Origin of the sequence: Gimesia chilikensis, assembly GCF_008329715.1 — a bacterium.
Lineage (GTDB): Bacteria > Planctomycetota > Planctomycetia > Planctomycetales > Planctomycetaceae > Gimesia > Gimesia chilikensis.
Map to the genome: position 1 here is coordinate 111,549 of NZ_VTSR01000032.1, position 21,241 is coordinate 132,789.

Consider the following 21,241-nt stretch of genomic DNA (forward strand, 5'->3'; position numbering starts at 1 on the left):
TGATACTTAATTGGTGGTCTCATTTCTCAACAGCAGAGGTCTGTTTCTGCTGCCATCCCTTAAGTATTTACCCGCCCACAGTTTCTAAAACAGAACGAGACTGTGAAAGATTTAAGGATCAGATTGCATGGTACTACCCGCTCAAGCTGACGACCTGTCTGCAATTTTGCGTCAACACATTTCTCTGTGTCGGTCTCATTGCTCTGCATGATGCAGTTCTTTCCGGGATTTATGTTCTTGAATTGTGTCTCGTTGCATCTGTTCTTACGTGAGTTTTCCCTCTGCAACAAACCGGGCTGAATCATTTACCTCTGAGGAGTTGGCAGGATGCTGCTTACTAACTGGCTCAAAACACTCACTTCCCGTTTGCGGAGACGGACCGTAGTTCGTTCCCGCGATCGCAGGGCTCTGCGGCGTTACTGGCAGACGGCCTTGAACAATCAGATCTCCACGGTCGAAGTTCTGGAAGATCGGACCCTGCTGACGACGATCACAGGGACGACACCAGACGGCACGGGGGCTGAAGAGGATCATCCGGTCAATCAGTACGGTGCTGAGGCACACTGGATCCCCATCAATTATTCCGAAGCTGAAGCAGCTCCTGTTACAGGTGGAGCACCTCCTTTTTCTGTCAGTGATACATTTAACCTGAGTTCACTGGCCGGGGCCAACCATACGATTTATCTCGATTTCAACGGCCATACGACAACGGGTACGTACTGGAATGAATACTACGCATCCGGTAGTAGCATCGTCACGCCTGCTTATGATACTGATGGCAACGTCGCAGTATTCAGTACCGCTGAACACGAAGCGATGCAACGCGTTTGGCAACGGATTGCTGAGGATTTTGCTCCATTTAATGTGAATGTGACAACCGTAGAGCCACCAATCAGCGATCTGATCAAGAGTAATACCGCAGATACCAGATGGGGAGTGCGTATCGTCATTGGTGAGAACACCTTCTACCACGCCGCTGGTGGCGTAGCATTTCTTGAGTCATTCAACTGGAACTCGGACACACCAGCCTTTGTGTTCAACACGGAAATGTCTGAAGTCGCCTTGGCAATCACCCACGAAGTGGGACACACACTGGGGTTGACCCACGATGGTACACCAACCCAGGAATATTACCGTGGTCACGGCAGCGGTGTAACGAGTTGGGCACCGATTATGGGGTCCGGCTATAACCGGAATCTGATTCAATGGAGTAAAGGTGAGTATACGGATGCCAATAACAACCAGGACGACTTGAGCATTATCACAACCCAGAACGGGTTTGATTATCGTGCCGATGATCATGGAAGCAGCATTATCTATGCATCAACTGTTACCGACGGTATGGCTTCCGGAATCGTTGAGCGAAATACGGATGTGGATTATTTCCAGTTCACTACTAATGGTGGCGATGTTCACATCGATCCATTTATCGAGGATCCCAACCTCGACATTCTTGCCAGATTATATGATTCAGGTGGCGCTCAGATTCAGACCAGTAATCCTGTTGGCGCTCTCAATGCGTCATTTACAGGACTGTCAGCAGGCACGTACTACGTATCTATCGAAGGGACGGGTGAAGGAAGCGTTTCGGGAACGGGTTACTCGGATTATGGGAGTCTGGGACAGTATACCGTTACTTTCAGTGCGCAGGTTCCGACGCTGGATGTGATCAGCGATATCACACTTACGGAAAACGCTACTTTGCAGACGGTGAACCTGAGTGGGATCACTGCAGGCCTTGGAGAGTCGCAGCCGTTGCGGGTCACGGCGTCCAGCAGTCACACGGGCCTGATTCGGGATCCGCTGGTCAGCTACACGTCACCGGACGGAACGGGGACATTGACGTTTACTCCAGTCGCTCATCAGCGTGGTACAGCGACGATCACAGTGACGGTGGAAGATGGAGGTCTTGATGGTGACCTGGATACACCGAACGACAATGTCATGTTCAGCCGTACTTTCGATGTCACGGTGAATGCAGTCAACGGTGTTCCGACCATTTTCAGCCAGGGGGAACTCCTGCCTGATCCGGCAGCGAATCCGGCAGCAGGTGATGAAACGGGGAGTGCGGTCGCCGTAGATGGGGACTGGATGGTTGTGGCTGCTGAGTATTATGACAATCGCGACGGGATTGTTTATCTGTATGTTCGGAATGATGTGAATCAAACCCCGGATAATCTGACAGACGACGCGTGGGATTTTCATTCGACAATCTATGCCCCGACAAATGGAGTTGAGCCAGGGTATTATTTCTTTGGCAAGTCTGTTGCCATTGATGGAAATACACTGATTATTGGTGCCTCTTATGCAGACGATGGAGACCTTGCGGGCTCTGTTTATTTGTATCAGTTAAATGAGGGGACCGAGCCGGGGCACGAGGATGATGTCTGGGTACATCAGCGGACGTTCACGCAACCTGCTGACGGGCTCTTTGGGGACCCTTTTCCCAGGGGCTTCGGTCCGTCTGTCTCAAACTTTGGTCACAGTCTCGCGATTCAGGGGCAGACAATAGTGGTTGGGGCTCCGAATGCCGATGTGGATGAAACAACGAAAAGAGCAGGGGCTGTATATGTCTTTATGACGGATGATAGCTGGAACACTTACTCTACCAGCAAACTAACGGCTTCAGATGCAACTGACTATGCATACTTTGGAGAATCCGTTGCGATCAGTGAAGATGAAAACACGATCATCGCGGGGGATCCCTATCATAGCTCTGGGGATCCCCCTGGTTACCTGGATGGAGCCGTTTACCTGTTCAGCAGGGATACCAGCGGAACCACGAGTCCGGTAGATGACAGCTGGTCTGAGTTCAAAATGTTGACCGCTGTCGAAACTGACTCCCAGTTCGGGACTTCTGTAGGCATTGAAAACGGAATTGCTGTGATTGGCTCTAACGGTGATGCTTATGTGATTCAGGAGTCAGAGAACTGGGATGTTCTCACTTCCCTGGCAGGCTTTGGTGAGACAAAGCCGGTTCGATTTGGCCTGGGAGTTGCGATCAGTGGGGATGTGATTCTCGTCGGTGGACCGGACTTTACTGATCCTGCTGATCCGGGAGCCATCTATCTGTTCGATGGCTGGAATGGATGGGAAGCTCCTGATTTAGAAAAACTGTATGCCCTGGATCCGAATCTGAATGAAACCTTTTTCACCGAAAGTATCGCCATCAGTGGCGGAACCATTATCGCTGGCTGGCATAATCATGCCCACGATGGAGTTCAGACAGGGGTTGCTTATGCTTATGAGTATCAGCCGGTCATCGATCTCCAGGCGGATCTCATAGACGGTAGTCTGGTCATCAATAACCTGACCAATGAAAATGCCTCGGTCAGCCTGTCCGTGAGCGATGGTGCGCTGGTCGTGACTCATCCGGACAATCGCCTGGTTCCACCTGTAGAGGGAAATCAGGTCAGTCTGACTCAATTCACAATACCGCTGTCCGCACTGATTTCAGGGGAGATCTATATCAATGGCGGTGCTGGTGATGATCGGGTGAGTGTGGATACTTCCCTGGCGGCTGCGGGATTGAAGGTGATCTTCACCGGCGGAGAGGGGGTCGGTTTTGACAGTCTGGAGGTGACCGGGACTGCGAGTTCTGCTGAATATCTTTTTGAAAATGAACACGATGGCAAAGTCCAACTGAATAATTCCGGACTGGATTTGATCAGTTATACCGGGCTGGAACCAATTACGTCTTCCATCGATGCGGCTCAAGTAACACTGATCTACAGCGACGTTGACGAAACGATCTCCGTCAGCAGTCCTGCGAGTGGCCAGCTCAGTGTAGATTCGACTGCTGGTGAGATCATTTTCTTCCAGGACTTCACCGGAAAGCTGACGCTGGATGCGGGGGCCGGAATCAATACGTTGAACCTGAATGATCTGGGAACCAGCCTCACTGCAGATTTTGAGATCCTCGACAGCGCGGGGACTGAGACGGTGATTCTGGTGGATACTCTGAATCTGGGGAGTGGGAAGATTTCCATTGCTGCCGAAACGGTTCAGATTGCAGGGGCGGTGACGGGTACAGGTGATGTCGAGATCGCTGCGACTGCCATCGAATTCGCCAATGCAAACAGTTTACTCAATACCGGTGCAGGGAATATCGAACTGATTTCCATGGATGATCTGCTGGTGGCTAATCTCGCCACCACAGGGAATGTCAGCCTGACTTCGCTGAATGGCGATATCAGGAGAGTAAACAGTTCTGAAGAGTCTACGGTCTCTGCTTATTCGGTTGTGTTGTCAGCAGAAAACGGAGCGATTGGATCAGGAGCGCTTTACCCTTTACTGACAGAGGTCAGTTATCTGGAAGCGGTTGCTTACGGTGAGATCAACCTGGAAAATACAGGCGATCTGATCATCGGAGGAGCGAGTGATCTGGTGGGAGTCGAAGGACTCGGAGGTGAATCCGTTCAAATCTTTACTAATGGTAGCCTGCAGGTTAGCGAAGATGTGGTATCACCCAAACAGCTGTTTCTAAAGACCAGTGATTCTGATGATCCTTCCGCCGATCGTAATCTCATTGTAGATTCAGGAGTGGTTTTGCAGAGCACCACGCAGATGTTTATCTGGTCCTGCGATGATTTGTTGATTGAGCAGGATTCATTGCTGATGGCTTTTGCGATCAGTCTCACAGTTGATTCATCTGGTGGAAATGATGTCGATGGTGGAAGACTGGACTTGCTGGGACAGTTGGCAGTTTCCAATGGCCCCTATGCTTATGTGGAAGGTGGAGCTCAAGCCGATTCTTTTTATATCAGTCCCAGTCTGAATAACAGTATTCTGCTGCAGGCTTTCGGTCCGAGTTCTCCAGGGGATTCGTTGTATTATTATAATCCCGAAGGTGTCACTGCGACTCAGATCACATCCAGCACGAATACTGGTACTGTCACGTTTTCAAATGGTTATCAGGATATTGTCCATATCAGTGTAGAAAATGTGCAGGGAGCAGGTGCGGCCCCTCAATCAGACCCTGCGAGGTTGATGATCGCGGGTACCAGCGGTGATGATGTCTTAACGGTCAATACGGTGGATGCTGATTCCGGTACCTGGCAATTAAATGACGGCCCTGTCGTTAATTTTGATGGCATTGAGAGCTTTTCATTCTTCGGGCTGGCAGGTGACGACCGTCTGGTGATCAATAATCCGGTGGATGGGGTATTTCATCCACCGGGAGGTATCAATTTTATCGGAGGAACGGGTGGGGAGACGTGGGGTGATACCCTGGAAATCATCGGGGGTTTCGTTGCTGACAGTGAGTTCGAATTCATAACTCAGAATCGAGGCAGGGTGTTTTATGGAGATCTGGTTGCTCCTGCCATCAATTACTTTGATCTGGAAGAAGTCTATTCCGAGTTGTCAGTCACGAATCAGCGCCTGTATTACAGTTATCCAGATGCGCAATCTCTCTCCATCAGTGATGCCGGAGCAGGGGTAACTGCCTTTGATGCTGCGAATGGTGCTCCTTTGAGGCTGATGGCGCCGATCGAAAGACTTGCTTTCCAGTATGGAAATAATTCACTGAAAGATTATCAGATCGATCTGAATTCGATAGGGACCGGATTTACTGGTGAGCTGATCATTAATGATCACGATGACAATCTCATGGTGATTCTGACCGATGGACTGAACCTGGGCAGTGGTGATGTCACGATCGATGCGGAAACCGTCCAGATTGCAGGAGCAGTAAGCGGATCTGGAGATCTGGGTATCAGTGCGACCACGATCGAGTTTCTGAATACAAACAGCTCTCTCAATACGGGGGATGGTGATCTCAGTCTGCTGGCATCGAATACGATTGATCTCGGGCAAGTGATCAGTACGGGGAGTGTTGAGATCACTTCTTTAAATGGAGACATCAATGACAACAATGACAGCGTGAATAATATTACTGCGGCGCGGGCAATTCTGTCTGCAGTCAATGGCTTTATTGGTTATACCCTGGACACAGTGCTTGGAAATCTGGAGGCGGTGGCATTTGGAAATATCGACATCACCAATACCGGCGATCTGATTATCGGAGGGATCAGTGAACTGGAAGGGATCGAATCGACTTATAGTCGGGTCTTCGTCCGTTCTTACGGGGGCATGCAGGTAACTGAGAATGTGTTCTCTTATACGAGTCTATTGCTTTCGACGCAGGACTCGGAAATTGCCAGCCTGGATGAAGATATCCTGGTTCACTCAGGGGTAACTCTGCATTCGGACATGAGCTGGGTTGCCCTCTATTCCGACGATGACCTGACGATTGAGGAGCAGGTGACGCTCGAGACGCTCTCTTCCAATATCTATTTACGCGTTAATGATCAAAGTGCAGATGGAATCGGAGGTGTGCTCAAACTGTCTGGGAATCTGATAACTCAGGAACCAACTTATCGCGCTTTGGTTTACGGTAGCGAGCAGGCTGACACCTTCTGGATCGCCCCCAGCCTGAATTCCCAAATGACTGTGAATGCTCGTTTACCTGCTACTCCAGACCTGATCGGTGATACGCTGAATTACTTACTTCCCGACGGGGAGACGGTGACATCGATTCCGTCAAGTGATGCAAATGGTACTCTTACATTCTCGGGCGGTTATCAGAATATCTCTTATAATAACGTTGAAACACTGCAGCAGGGAGATCTTTCACAACTGGCTGGTCAGCTAAGAATTGATGGTACTGCCGGCGATGATGTGCTCACGATTAATGCGACTGATGCGAATTCCGGAACCTGGCAGCTCAATGGCGGACCAGCAGTGGCATTTTCTGCGATTGACGAACTCGCCTTTTATGGTCTGACAGGTGACGACCGGCTGGTTATTAATAATCCTGCGGGGATGATTTTCAATCCGGTGGGTGGAATTCTGTACGATGCCGGCGGTCAGGTGGACGACGAACTGAAACTCACAGGGGGATTCGCAACTTCAGAAGAGCATCGTCTGGTAGCAGGCCAGCATGCGGTCTACTTTAACGGCAGTGCTGAGGCTACGATTCGCCATCTGGGAGTCTCCAGGGTTCTCTCTGAGCTGGATACGGCGGAGACCACCTTGACAGGAGACAGTCTGACGGTCTCCTCCAATGACGGTATTCAGACCAGTGTCACGGGTGATGGCACCTCAATTAATTTTGCCAGTCTCACGGGGGCGTTGTCTCTCCAGGGGGATACGGACACCACGACCATTCAGCTGAACGCTTTAGGATCCGGTCTGACAGGTGCCCTGAATTTCGGTGGTGGAAAACAGGAAGTGCTGATCTTTAACGATGGGCTGGATCTGGGGGACAGGGATTTCACTCTTCAGGTTGGTACTGTTCAGGTTGCGGGAGCCGTGACGCGGACGGGAAACCTGGAGATCGAGGCGCCGACGATCGAGTTTACCAATCCTGACAGTTCGCTCAATACCGGTGATGGCGACCTCAGTCTGCAGGCTGAGAATTCGATCAATCTTGGGGAAGTGATCAGCACGGGGACTGTCACGATCACATCATTGAATGGTGCCATTTTTGATTACAATGAAGATTCAAATAATATTACGGCGTCACGGGCGATTCTGTCTGCGGTCAATGGAGCAATAGGAAACACCAGCATCATCGAGGCTGGAGGAGCAAGTACTAATTCGCTGGAGACGACAATTGAGTATCTCGAAGCGATCGCTGATGGAATCATCGACATCACTAATTCAGGTGACCTGATCATCGGTGGGATCGGTACACTGAATGGGATTGAATCGATTCATGAACGAGTGGTAGTCAGTGCTTATGGGAGCATTGAAGTTCGGGAGGATATCACAGCCTATGCTCAACTGTTGTTGAGGACAAAGGAATCGGCACTTGACTCCCTGAATGAAGACATACTTATACAGTCAGGTGTGACACTACATTCGGAAACGATTTATGTTGGGCTTTATTCCGACGACGACCTGACGATTGAGGAGCAGGCCCTTCTTCAGGCGCCTGCAAATCATATCTATTTACGTGTTAATTATAACAGTTCAGATCGAGTTGGAGGAGTACTGAGACTTACCGGAATAGTGGAGACCCCGGAACCCAATTATCGCACTTATGTTTACGGCAGTTCGTTTGCTGATTCTTTTCTGATTGCTCCCAGTCTGAATTCCCTGATTACTGTGATTGCGAATTCTCCCGCATCTCCGGATCTGATAGGCGATACACTGAATTACTTACTCCCGGACGGGGAAACTGCTACGTTGACTCCGAGTAATGACTCTGATGGTATTGTATCATTTACCGGAGCGTATTCAGACATAACCTATACAGGAATTGAAAATCTGCAGCAGGGCGATCTGTCACAACTGGCTGGTCAGTTGAGAATTGATGGGACCGCCGCCAATGATGTGCTCACGATCAATGCGACCGATGAAAATTCCGGTACCTGGCAACTCAACTCTGGGCCGGAAGTGGTGTTCTCCGATATCAATGAGCTGGTCTTTTATGGCCTGACGGGCGATGATCGGCTGGTGATCAATCATCCCGACGGCGCGATTTTCAATCCGACTGGTGGAATCCTGTATGACGGCGGCGGTCAGGCAGGGGACGAACTGGAACTCACAGGGGGGACACTCCAGTCCGTACAACATCGGCTAGACGAGGGACAGAATGCGATCTATTTCAACGGCTCTGTAGACCCCATTGTTCGTTATCTGGGGGTGGGAACTGTCATCGCGGATACCGATGCTGTGGCGACCACAGTGGTGGGTGACAGTCTAACTGTTTCCTCGGATGATGGCGTGCAAACGCGAGTCACCGGTAATACGGGAGTGCTCTTTACGAGTTATTCTGGTTTCCTGGCGGTGGAGGGGACCTCGGCATCAGCGACGATTCAACTCAATTCACTGGGATCGGGTGTGTCCGGAACGCTGCTGATTGGTGGTAACCAACAGGAAACCGTGATCTTAAACGATGGCCTGGATCTGGGCAGCGCAGATCTCACGATCCACGCGGGTTCCGCGCAGGTGACCGGTGCAGTCACGCGTGCTGGTGATATTCAGATCGAAGCAAACACGATTACTTTTGCAGATGCGAATAGTGGGATTGATGCCGGTGCAGGAAATATCGAACTGACTGCCAGCGAAGACCTGATCGTTGCTAACCTGACAACAACGGGGACAATTTTTCTCACTTCATTAAATGGGGATATTCATAAAGGCACGATTGGAGCAGCCCTGATCAAGGCTTTTTCTGCCGTATTGTCCGCTGAAAAAGGTAATATTACTGATTTTGGTTCATCCAGTGAGCTCTTTACAGAAATAAGTCATCTGGAAGTTATTGCCTATGAAGGGGTTAGGATCAGAAATACCGGAGACCTGACCATTGGTGGGGTCAGTGATCTGGTGGGAATCGAAGTTTCTGGAAGTGGCTCGGTAATGATAACCAATACGGGGAGCCTGCAGTTCAGCGAGGATGTGATCTCCGTGATGTGGCAGAGTTTTACAACACTGGATGTCAATGATCCCTCGGCCAATAGTAATCTCATTGTAGATTCCGGAGTACTTCTGCAAAGCGCTGAAACCATTCATCTTGTATCATGTGATGACCTGCTGATCGAACAGAATGCATTGTTGACGGCTTCCGATATCCGTCTCTTTGTTGATGCCGGTGGCAGTAATGATCTCAGTGGCGGGAGACTGGATTTACTGGGAGAGCTGGCAGGTTTTTGGAACTCTCAAGTGCGAATCTATGGAGGAACGCAGGCGGATTCCTTTTATATCAAACCCAGTCTCAGCAACCCGATTTTGGTTGATGCTCATGATCCGACCTCTCCTGGAGACATGTTGTATTTTTATACCCCGGAAGGTGTCACTGCCACGTTGTCCAATTCCAGTACCACCGTGGGAACAGTAAGCTTTTCAGATGGCTATCAGGACATTCTCCACTTTGATGTGGAAACTGTAGAAAATGCAGGCACACCTCCCGAACCAGATCCAGGCTGGATCTCAGTCGCTGGTACTTCCGGCAATGACGTCTTGACGGTCAACGCGACGGATTCGAATTCCGGAACCTGGCAATTGAATGCTGGGCCTGTGGTCAGTTTTGATGACATCGAAAGCTTCACATTCTTTGGTCTGGAAGGTGATGACCGGCTGGTGATTAATAATCCGGTCGATGGGGTGTTTCAACCTGCAGGAGGGATCAACTATGGTGGTGGTTCAGGGGGCGAGACTCTGGGAGACACTCTGGAAATCATCGGGGGTGTGATTGAAGACAGCGAGTTTGAGTTCGTTGCTAATAACCGTGGCCGGATTTTTTACGGAAATGGGGCTGCACCAGCGATCAATCACTTCAATCTGGAAGAATTGTCTTCTGAGCTTTCGGTTACAAATCAGCAGATCTATTACAGCTTTCCGGGAACACAGCCACTCACAATCAGTGAAGCCGGGGCAGGTGTGACTGCCTTTGATTGCGTTTTTGGTACCCCGTTAAAACTGATCTCGCCCATCGAGACTCTGACGCTGCAATTTGGTAATCATCCTCTGAATGATTACCAGATCAATCTGAATTCCCTCGGAGCGGGGTTCAGTGCCGACTTGATTTTCAATGATCGGGATGACAATACCAGCATCACTCTGGGGGATGGACTGCACCTGGGTAGTGGCGCTGTCTCTATCAACGCGGAAACCGTTCAGGTCGCAGGAGCTGTAAGCGGGGCAGGCGACCTGGATATTGTCGCGACTACAATTGATTTTCCGAATACAAACAGTTCGCTCAATACGGGCGATGGTAATCTCAGACTGCAGTCAGAGAATTCGATTAACCTTGGGGAAGTGATCAGTACGGGAAACGTTGAGATCACTTCGCTAACCGGCGACATCACTGATAACAATGACAGCGCGAACAACATTGCGGCTTCGCGGGCAATTCTGTCTACGATCAATGGCCGCATCGGTTATACCCTGGAGACCGAGGTCGGAAATCTGGAAGCGGTGGCATCTGGGGATATCGACATCACTAATACCGGCGACCTGATCATCGGTGGTGTCAGTGAACTGGAGGGGATTGAATCGACTAATGGCCGAGTCATCGTCAGGTCTTTTGGGGGCATCGAGGTACAGGAGAATGTGTCCTCATATACAAATCTGTTGCTTTGGACGCAGGACTCAGCAGTGGCCAGCCTGGATGAAGATATCCTGGTTCACTCAGGAGTGACGCTGAAATCGGAGACAAACTATGTTGGCCTGTATTCCGACGATGATGTGACAGTCCAGGAACAGGCCCTGCTTCAAACGTCCGCGCATCATATCTATTTTCAAATTAATTATGACAGTGCCGATGGGGTTGGAGGTGTACTGGATCTGGACGGAAAATTAATTACAGAAGGGCCCTCCTATCGTACTTTAGTTTACGGCAGTTCCCAGGCAGATTCATATCAGATCGCCCCCAGTTTGGATTCTAGAATTTTCATTCAGGGTTACCATTGGTCCCAGACGGAGACGCTGGATGATGAGCTGATTTATTATATTCCCCAAGGAGAAGTTGCTACGCACAATATTAGTGGGCCGGATCAGGGCCAGATCTCTTTCAGTGGTTCGTATCAAGATATCGGGTATAATAATGTGCATACACATTTCCTGGCAGGCAGTCTGACGCTGGAAGGAACAGCGGGTGATGATGTCTTAACGATCAATGCAACAGGTGCCAACTCCGGCACATTTCAATTCAACGAAGGGCCGGTCGTTGCGTTTACGGATCTAACAGACCTGACATTCCGGGGACTGGAAGGAGATGACCGGCTGGTTATCAATCATCCGTCGGAAGGTCTGTTTGCGCCTCTGGGAGGAGTCCTGTTCGAAGGAGGGGGGCAGACGACGGAAGACACGCTGGAGATTTACGGTGGAACAGCGTCTTCAGTCGAACATCGATTTATCAACGAAAATGATGGTAGTATTATCTATAACGGCCAGACGACAGCAGCGATAACCTACACGGGGTTGGAACCGGTGCTGGATACGATTGCCGCGACCGATCGCAGCTTCAGTTTTACTGGTAGTGCCGAGACGATCACGCTGTCTGATGAAGGCGATGCGGGCGATGGTGAGTCAATGATCGATTCCACACTCGGGGAATCGGTGGTTTTCACTCATCCGACAGGCATGCTGACAATCAATACCGAAGTCTTCGGCGGTACAGGATCGGATACCATTATCGTCAACTCGGTCGATTCGACTTTCACGGCAAATCTGACAATCAACACCGGTAACGATGATACGGTGACACTGAATACGATTGATTCTGGATCCGGAAATGTGGAACTGAATGCCAATGAAGTTAACATCGATGGCACCTTGACGACCAGCGGCATGGTTGCGATCCAGGCTGATTCTCTGATCCGTTTTGCAGAAACCGGTGTCATTGATGCTACGGCAAATACCGTCCAGCTCACTGCAGGTCTCTCTATTCTACTGGGAAAGATCATTACAGCGGGGGATGTCTGGCTGACTTCCACAGGCGGTGCGATTCTGGATGCTACTATCAGTGAAAGCAGCCTGGTTCAGAGTAACAGCCTGTTTTTACAGGCGGCAACAGGAATCGGTGGAGCAGGTGATGCGGACCTCGATATCGAAGCGAATCAAATTATAGCGGACTCCTACCAGGGGCCGCTCATGCTCGACAACTTCGGGGGCCTGTTTCTTCAGCTTGCTGAACTCCCTGATCTGGTTCTCAATGAAGATGCGGGCGAACAGACGATTCCTCTCTCGCTGATTACGACTGCGGGAGGCACATCTCAACCGCTAAGTGTGACGGCCACGAGCAGTCAGCCATCCCTGATTCCGAATCCCCAGATAAACTATCTCGCCGGCGATACCACAGACAGCCTGGTTTTCACACCGGCGTCCGAGCAGAACGGGACGGCCACGATCACCCTCCTGGTAACAGATGGAGGCGCCGATCATCTGCTGGAGACAACGGGAGATAACCGGTCCATTGAGCTGACATTCGACATCACGGTCAGCCCGCAGAATGATGACCCCGAACTGGATCCACTCGGTGATCTTTTAGTGAGTGCAAATGCACCTGAGCAGACGGTTCTCTTTAGTGGTATTACTGCCGGTGGTGGCGAAGTGCAGCCCTTGCGTGTTACGGCGGAAAGCAATAATCCGGGTTTAATTGCAGACCCGGTGGTCAACTATGCGTCGGCTGATTCAACCGGCAGTCTGAGCTTCACTCCTGTCGCTGACCAGACGGGGACCGCCACAATTACGGTCATCGTGGAAGATGGTGGACTGGATGGTGATCTGGAGACAACCGCTGACAATGCCACATTGACTCGAACGTTTGTTGTTACTGTGAGCGTGCTGGAAACAGTCTCCTTGCGCGTCATGGACGATCCAACCGCAACTGATGCGAATGGAGAAACGGAATCGTTGTCCGCTGAGGTGAACTGGCTTGGTGAGTGGGACAGTTACTGGCTCGAACTCTGGGTGAGCACCGAAGACCTGAATTCCCAGGGGATCACATCGGTTTCGCTGGACCTGGCCTATCTGACGGATCTGACTTCAGCGACCGGCATCGAATATGGTGCGGCATTTTCCCAGAATCAGTCCGGGACGATAAATGATGAGAACGGTCTAGTCGAAGGTCTGTCAGCGACAACCGATTTAACGGACCTGGGAATCAATACGCAGTTGCTGTTCGCACGAATCCGATTTGAATCACTGGCCGAGGATAACGTTCTGCTGGACCTGGAGGGGCAACGCATTGGTCCGCATGATCCCGGTTTCCAAATTCAGACTTTACAGATCGGACTGGCAAGTGAGCGGGTGAGCCAGAACGCGATCGAGGATCATACCGCCGCTGCGATCTGGGCCAACCCGTTCGACCTGAATGATGATGGCCAGATCAGCTTCCGGGATCTGCTGCTGTTTGCGAGTGTTTACAACAGTTTCACTGCGGAGTCGAGTTCACAGTATGCCTGGTTCAGTGACTTCAACCAGAGTGGTCGCGTCGCTTTCCGGGATCTGGTCTTACTGGCGACGAATTACAATAAATCAAAGCTTCTGCAGCAGCAAGTGATTTATCCCAATAATTATCCCCAGGATTGGGATCAGCAGCTACAGGTTTCATCGCTTCTGGATACTCCCTCAACGGCAAGGGAATTAAATCAAAACCAGGCACAGACCGCTCTGCAGAGTGCTGTGGATGATGTGCGACCGAAACTGAGTGACGAGGGACAGCAGAAGCTGGCACAGGTTCAGGTCGAGGTGGTCGATCTGTCGGGAAACACACTGGGCAGGGTAGAAGGGAATACGATTTATCTCGATGTCAATGCGGCCGGTTATGGCTGGTTTGTTGATCAGACGCCCCGGGATCATAGTGAGTTTTATTCTGACGGCCAGCTGTCACTCATCGCATTGCCTGACAGCGAGGCAGCGGGTTTGATTGATCTCTGGACAGTGATCCGACACGAACTGGGGCACCTGCTGGGTTATGAACATACAGACGACGGATTGATGGAAGCAGTGCTGGATCCTGGCGAACGAAAGTTAGCTGACTGGTCAGAGGAGACCGATGACTTTTTTGCGTCGCTGGAAGACGATACCGAACTGCTCTCGTTCTGACTGTGTTTAGAATCCAGTCTGGTATATCAAGAGTTGAACAGAGATCCGCAATTGGATCAGGTCAGTAATTGCTGGACGGGGCCGGTGCTGTCGGCGAAGCGGTCGAGCTTGAGGCCCATGACTTGTGCGTGCGTGAGCCAGAGGTTGGCCAGGGCTGTGCCATCTGAGCAGTGCAGATGCTGTCCCGTCTTTAAGCGTCCTCCACCGGAACCGGCGACGACGATGGGCAGGTCGGTATATTGATGGGTGGCACCATCGCCCAGACCAGAGCCATACGTGAAGATGGTATTATCCAGTAATGTCGTCCCATCCGACTCGCGAATGGCATCCATCTTCTCAACGAGATAAACAAACTGTTCCATATGGAATCGATCCACCTGCAGCAGTTCTTTCATAAACTTATTCTGATTATGCGACATCTGATGATGGCTCATCGGTTTGTCGAACAGCGATTCGTAGCGCATGGGGGTATCCCAGCGTTCGGGGCCAATCATCAGGGTGGCCACATTGGTTAAACCTACCTGCAGGGCTGCGACCATCAGGTCTCCCATCAGGCGAATATACTGGCCACGGGGGAGCTGGGAGTTATCTGGTTCTTTGACGGAAGCTTTGCCTATTTCATGTTTGATCTGATCGAGTTTGTCCATCTGTTCTTCGATCGTCCTGATGCCATCGAAGTACTCCTCGAATTTCTCACGGTCTGCCCGGCCGAGCCGTCTGTTTAATGAACGTGCATCTTCGAGAACCAGTCCCGTGATGTCGCGAAAGGCCTGGTTCTCCTGTGTGCCGAACATGTGGCGGTAGACTTTTCGTGGATCACGCATCGAAGGCGCGACATGCCCCGTGCCATACCAGGAGATATTGTCAAAATAGATCGACTCTTTGTTGTCCCGATGGCTGTTGCAACTCAGTTCCAGAGTACGGAACGGAGTCTTCTCTCCAACGTGGTCCGCAATGATATGATCGAGCGTACGCGCCAGCGGGTATACCGACGACTTGACTGCATGGGCAGTGGCGCTACTTAAAAAACAGGAGGCACATTGGGCGTGCACATCGCTTCCATGCTTGTAGAAGCGATCCATGCCGGTGATGAGCGTGACTTTCTGCTTTACTTTTTCGAGTGGTTGCTGCGTGGGCGTCAGTTCTTGCAGAGGACGCATCCCGACTTCCAGACCGGTTTCCCGGGTAATCTCTTCCTGACTGCTTGTGAATTTGGGAATCGCCGCATTTTGTTCGCCCGGAAAGAAACCGCGACGCACCACGCCAATGGGCACATAGAAGACTGCCAGACGTTGAGCCGGTTGCGGAGGAACTTCAGAGTGTGCGAGACTTTCCAGCCAGGGCAATGCCAGTGTTGCACCTGCTGCTCCGCGGAGAAATGATCGCCGACTGGTTTTCATCATCATTCTGCCATTCTACGCTAACATGTTACGGGATCGTTTCAGGATGAGTTTGCTGATTCAATGACACAGCCTGGTTTCCCTGCCTGACTGTACCCTGTAAGAACGGGCGACTCAATACGATTTGTTTGATGAGGGACTGGAACCGGTAATCTGCGGCTGCTGTTTCCGTTACAATCTCTTCCAGAGCCAGTGAATCAGCAGCTCCCATTTCGCGTCCCAGGGCGAATGCAAGCAGATGTGCTGCAAACGCGCGGGTAAATCGATCCTTTTCGGTCAGCAAAGCATCTTTAAACTCGATGATATTTGCGAATTCATGTTTGCTCAGCAACTTGCCACTGGCGTCGACCATTCGCCCCTTGGGGTATGTTATACGCCAGAGGCCGGCTGCATCATAATTTTCTAAGGCAAACCCTAGTGGATCGATCCGCTGGTGACAGCCCGCACAGCTGGCATGTTCTCTATGGGCAGCAAATCGCTCACGCAATGTCAGGTTTTCTTCGCCGGACTTTGGCTTGTCTTCCAGTAAGGGGACATCAGCGGGCGGAGGTTTGGGGGGATCATTCAGTATGACACCCGCAATCCAGGCGCCGCGTGTGATCGGCTGAGTTCGCGTGGCATTTGATGTCATCGTCATGACGGCTGCGTTGGTGATGACTCCGCCCTGCCGCCGGTCTTTGACAGGCACACGTCGAAATTGTACTGTCACCGGGGAACCTGGATTTCCGCGCGTCCCATCGCGGTACCAGGCATTCAATAAATCGCTACGATAACTGAAATCGGAATCGATTAACTTGAGGACGGACTGATCTTCAATCAGTAAGGTTTCAAACAAAAGCAATGGCTCCAGCATCATATGCATGCTGGCACGGTACTTGGAAAAGTAGAACTGTGGATACCGCTGTTGATCAGGAGTGGAAGAGATAATGCGTTCCAGTTGCAGCCATTGGGTAGGAAAACTGTCGCAAAATCGTTTCAGACGCTCGTCATGCAGCATGCGGGCAACCTGCTCCGTTAAAACGTCAGGCTCATGAAGTTTTCCAGCCGTGGCCAGATCGAGCAGGGGCTGGTCAGGAATACTTCCCCAGAGGAAAAACGAGAGACGCGAAGCCAGGCTGAAATCATCAATGCCTGTCTGATTCGGAGAGGCTCCGTCGGCGGGCTGATCATACAGATAGAAAAACTGGGGCGAAGCCAGTACCGCTGCTGCCGCTTCCTGCATGCTTTCCGTAAAAGACTTTTGTTGTTGTATCTGACTTATAACATACGAGGTATAGCGCTCTACAAGTTTGTCACTGGCGGGACGTCGAAAAGCGCGCGTCAGAAATTTCCTTAAGCGGGCTTCTACGATTGCCTGTGTTTCTTCGGTCGTGCCTTCTGCCGGAGCTGCGAAGAACTGCTTCCAGATACCACAGGTTTTGGAGTTGAAGTCGGTACTGAAGACAATGGAACGGCTCAGTCTCAGAAATGATTCCAGCAGTAGTGGGGAAAGCGAGAGGTGATCGGCTCGATTATCGAACCCATTCTCGGCCCGCAGGTCCTGTGGAAAGGCGGCTACTCCGCCCAGTCGTTTTTCGATCAACTGCGACTTGCCCAGCGGACGACTGCCGACCCGCACCTGCTGAGGCATTTTTCCGGTTTGTGGCTGAAAGTAATTGTCGTACTCCCGCATCATCCGCTCTGGGAGTGAGAAGACTTCCACTTTCAGCTGGAACAGATCCTGAACGGCATTGTTGTACTGAAACCGGTTCATTCGTCGAATCGGTGTGCCTGGCACGTTCTCCGCTGATTCAATCGATTGCTTCAGGTATGCTTTCAGACTGGCTACCAGTTGCGTGCGCGTCTTTTCAGCAAGAGGCTGTTCACTTTCAGGTGGCATGTATCCGGAGTCGACTGCCTCAATTAAATCCTGCAACGTTTCGGGAGTGCTTACCAGTTGATCGGAATTTTGCAGGCTGAGCAGATTGACCTCGCCTTCAACCATTCCATGCTTGCCGTGACACTTCACACAGAACTGCTGAAAGGCCGGGCGGATGATGGTCGAGAAAGTGTCAGTCTGTGGATCAGGCGCAGGCTCAGCTCCCTGGCTAAACAGGGGGGATAGCCAGATCGCCACAAAAACACTGCTATACGAAAATCGAGATATCAAGGTCGCCTCTGATCCGGGATTCACCAATGAGAATAAGACTGAGACCGTTCTATGTATAACTTCTCGTTTATATATTAACTCAGCGCCCCCCACTGTGTCTATTACGGAGTGGATCTCCCCAGATTTCGTAGGAGTGAGCAATATTCATCTGGGGGGATGAATTCAGAGTGCTGGGTACAAACGGCTCTTGATTTTCTGTTTCAACCTAGCCTTATCCCACTGCGGTACTTGTGCCTGTCTGGTAGATAAACCAAACCGTTCTGATACAATCAAAGATCTCAACTTCTTACAGATATCATACCAGAGCCGAGGCGCAGGGCATTCCAATGACAGATCAACGACCAAACATCATATTCATCATTACCGATCAGCAGCGCTTCGATACGATTCATGCTGCCGGCTATGATTTTATGGAAACGCCCCACCTGGATCGTCTGCATCGCGAGGGAATTGTATTCAACAACTGTTTCATCACGGCCGCTTCCTGTGCTCCTGCGAGAGCATCACTCTTTACAGGGCATTATCCACATACGACGGGGATTCTGAAGAATGCAGATACCTGGAAGCATGGCTGGATCGAAAACCTGCAGGAGGGAGGTTACCAGACGGTCAATATCGGCAAGATGCACAGCTGGCCTTACACGACTCCCCTGGGCTTCGATCAACGGTACGTTGTGGAGAACAAAGATCGCTACCTGGAAGGTCGCTACTTTTACGATGAGTGGGACAAAGCCTTGCGCGCCCGCGGTCTGGTGAAACAGCAACGGGAACTCTATCGCCAGCTACCTGATTACAGAGAAAGCCTGGGCGCCTTCGACTGGCTGCTGGATGAGGATATGCATCCAGATATGTTCGTGGGGAATATGGCGGTCGACTGGATTCGCAATTACCCCGTCAGCGAACCGCTGTTTCTGGAAATTGGTTTTCCTGGCCCGCATCCTCCCTATGATCCGATTCCCCGGTATACCGAGTCTTATCTGAAAAAAGATCTCAACATCGCACCCGTTCTGGAAAGTGATCTGGTGCACCAGCCGGACCCATTAAAGGCAATGCGAATTCATAATCACGAGGTTGATCACGACTCAGTCGTGCATCTCCTTGATCCCACGGAAGAACAGCGACACCGACAGCGCGCCTATTATCTGGCGAACGTCACGATGATTGACGAAAAGGTGGGAGAGATCATGACTGCTCTGGAAGAGAAGGGGCTGCTCGACAACTCGATTGTCATCTTCAGCTCCGATCATGGCGATTGCCTGACGGACCATGGACACAGTCAGAAATGGACCATGTATGATGTTATTACGCGTGTGCCGATGATTATCTGGGCGCCAGGTCGCTTTGGCGAACCGCGGGCGATTGATGGTCTGGTTCAGCAGATGGATCTGGGGCCCACATTGATGGAGCTTGCTGATATCCCCATCCCGGAACCAATGGCAGCACGCAGTCTTTTGCCGTTGCTGGAATCAGACCCTGAAGCTTCATCCTGTTTACGTGACGTCGTATTCGCCGAACAGGCCAAAGATGGCATTCTGACAACCAGCAAGTTTATGACCATGGTGCGCACGCAGGATTGGAAACTGGTTCATTTCCTGGACGAACCCTGGGGCCAGCTGTTTGATCTCAAAGCCGATCCCCTGGAGGTAGACAACCTCTGGGATGCGCCCGAACATGCCGAAAAGAAGAAAGAGCTGCTCGCCATCCTCCGCGAATGGCGTATTCGCGACAGTTATGAAAATTCTGACCTCTGGGAAGAGTATCGGTGACACTGATTATCGGCTATGAAGCTTGATCTGTGACTAATTTTCTGATTTCAGCCAGGCTGAGCGCTGGAAAAGCTCTGTACCGTATGTCACGTAAAAAAAGAGCCACTTGCGGTGAATCACAAGTGGCTCTTTTTATGGTGGCGGGTGTCACTTTTGAGCTGGATATCAAGTTGAAAATGATTTCGATAAATCCTATTGAATTCGATATTTGGGAAGAGCCGGTCCGAGAGAATTTCGAATTGGAGATTCCCTGAATCGGACACAGTCGGACTATTTTCGGAATGAGTATACACTTCTGAATCCCATCACTCCCATAAGAAGTTCTACAGCAGGTGTGATAACACCCACCCGACTGTCTGGGATCGTGTGAAGAATCAACCGCACTGACACTCTGCTCTGGTCTACTCCCAGCAGGGGATCAGGGTGCCAGCGGTTATCCGGGGAAATCTCTGTAAGTCGAAGATTAATTGATATTTGGGAGGCGGGAGCTGGCCTGGATTAGAACTTTTAGAACAAAAAACAAATATTCTCTGACCGAATGTCCTGTTTCATTACATCACTCAGATAGATGAAACATAGGTCTGTTTTTTACTGCAATCTGAACACAGAGATCAGGAATGTCCCATGAGAATATTTGAACGAATCAACGACATTATTGCGGCCAATATTCATGATATGCTCGATCAGTTTGAAGATCCGGAAGTCATGTTGAAACAGGCCATCCGGGAGATGGAACATTCAATTGATACCGTTACCCAGGATACGGCACGTGTGATGGCGGGTGAGAAGCGACTCATTCGGGAGTTGACCAAAAATGAAATGGAAGCTCAGAACTGGCAGCAACGTGCAATGCAGGCGGTCCAGAACGGAGACGATCAACTGGCTCGCAAAGCGCTGGCCCGTAAAAAGGAACATGAAAACCTTTGTCAGGCCCTGAAAGAGCAACTGGAGCCGGTTAAAAAAGCGGGGGAAACGCTGAAGGTTCAATTGTCGGCGATGAAAGCCAAACTGGCTGAAGCGAAGCGGGAGTTGTCTGCTTTACTGCTGCGCAAGCGATCTGCAGAAATCCGGAAACAGTCGCGCACTTCATTGAGTTGCCAGCAGACCAAAGCCTTTAATGCGAATGCATTTCGCAAGTTCGATCGGCTGCGAGAAAAAGTCGAAGAAGCAGAAGCGGAAGCCGATGCAATGGATGAGTTAAACGCAATGGCTGATATGACCATGCTGGATCCCCGGGATACGTTTGCCAAAGATTCTCTGGCTGAGGGGGTTCATTCACTGGAGATCGAAGAGGAGTTGAATGCACTGAAGCAGAAGAAGGACTGATTCTTCTCAGGATGAAAACTTGACAAATGAATCCGGCAATA

At 50.8% G+C, this 21,241-nt stretch carries 6 protein-coding genes; 4 read left to right on the forward strand and 2 right to left on the reverse strand.

Annotated elements, in window-relative coordinates; all coding sequences use genetic code 11:
* The first annotated feature begins 327 nt into the window (after positions 1-327).
* Complete coding sequence (locus tag FYZ48_RS25380) at positions 328-14,559, forward strand: hypothetical protein (RefSeq protein WP_149345332.1); 14,232 nt, start codon at positions 328-330, stop codon at positions 14,557-14,559.
* Between the two features lie 56 nt (positions 14,560-14,615).
* Here the strand turns inward: FYZ48_RS25380 and FYZ48_RS25385 are convergent, their stop codons facing one another.
* Complete coding sequence (locus FYZ48_RS25385; RefSeq protein ID WP_242022771.1) at positions 14,616-15,965, reverse strand: DUF1552 domain-containing protein; 1,350 nt, start codon at positions 15,963-15,965, stop codon at positions 14,616-14,618.
* Between the two features lie 22 nt (positions 15,966-15,987).
* Positions 15,988-18,075: a DUF1592 domain-containing protein gene (locus tag FYZ48_RS25390; protein WP_198422275.1), complete on the reverse strand. Its 2,088-nt coding sequence runs from the start codon at positions 18,073-18,075 to the stop codon at positions 15,988-15,990.
* 359 nt (positions 18,076-18,434) lie between these two features.
* Here FYZ48_RS25390 and FYZ48_RS25395 point away from each other — a divergent pair, with 359 nt between their 5' ends.
* The 3 genes from FYZ48_RS25395 to FYZ48_RS25405 all read left to right on the forward strand — a co-directional run bounded on the left by FYZ48_RS25395 (position 18,435) and on the right by FYZ48_RS25405 (position 21,200).
* A complete protein-coding gene (locus FYZ48_RS25395) occupies positions 18,435-19,874 on the forward strand; it encodes a sulfatase family protein (RefSeq protein ID WP_149345333.1) in 1,440 nt (479 codons plus the stop codon).
* Positions 19,875-19,903: 29 nt separating this feature from the next.
* Positions 19,904-20,128, forward strand: coding sequence for a hypothetical protein (locus FYZ48_RS25400; RefSeq protein WP_149345334.1), 225 nt, complete (start codon positions 19,904-19,906; stop codon positions 20,126-20,128).
* Between the two features lie 370 nt (positions 20,129-20,498).
* Entirely contained in the window at positions 20,499-21,200 is a 702-nt protein-coding gene (locus tag FYZ48_RS25405; protein ID WP_149345335.1) for a PspA/IM30 family protein, read from the forward strand.
* Positions 21,201-21,241 lie beyond the last annotated feature (41 nt).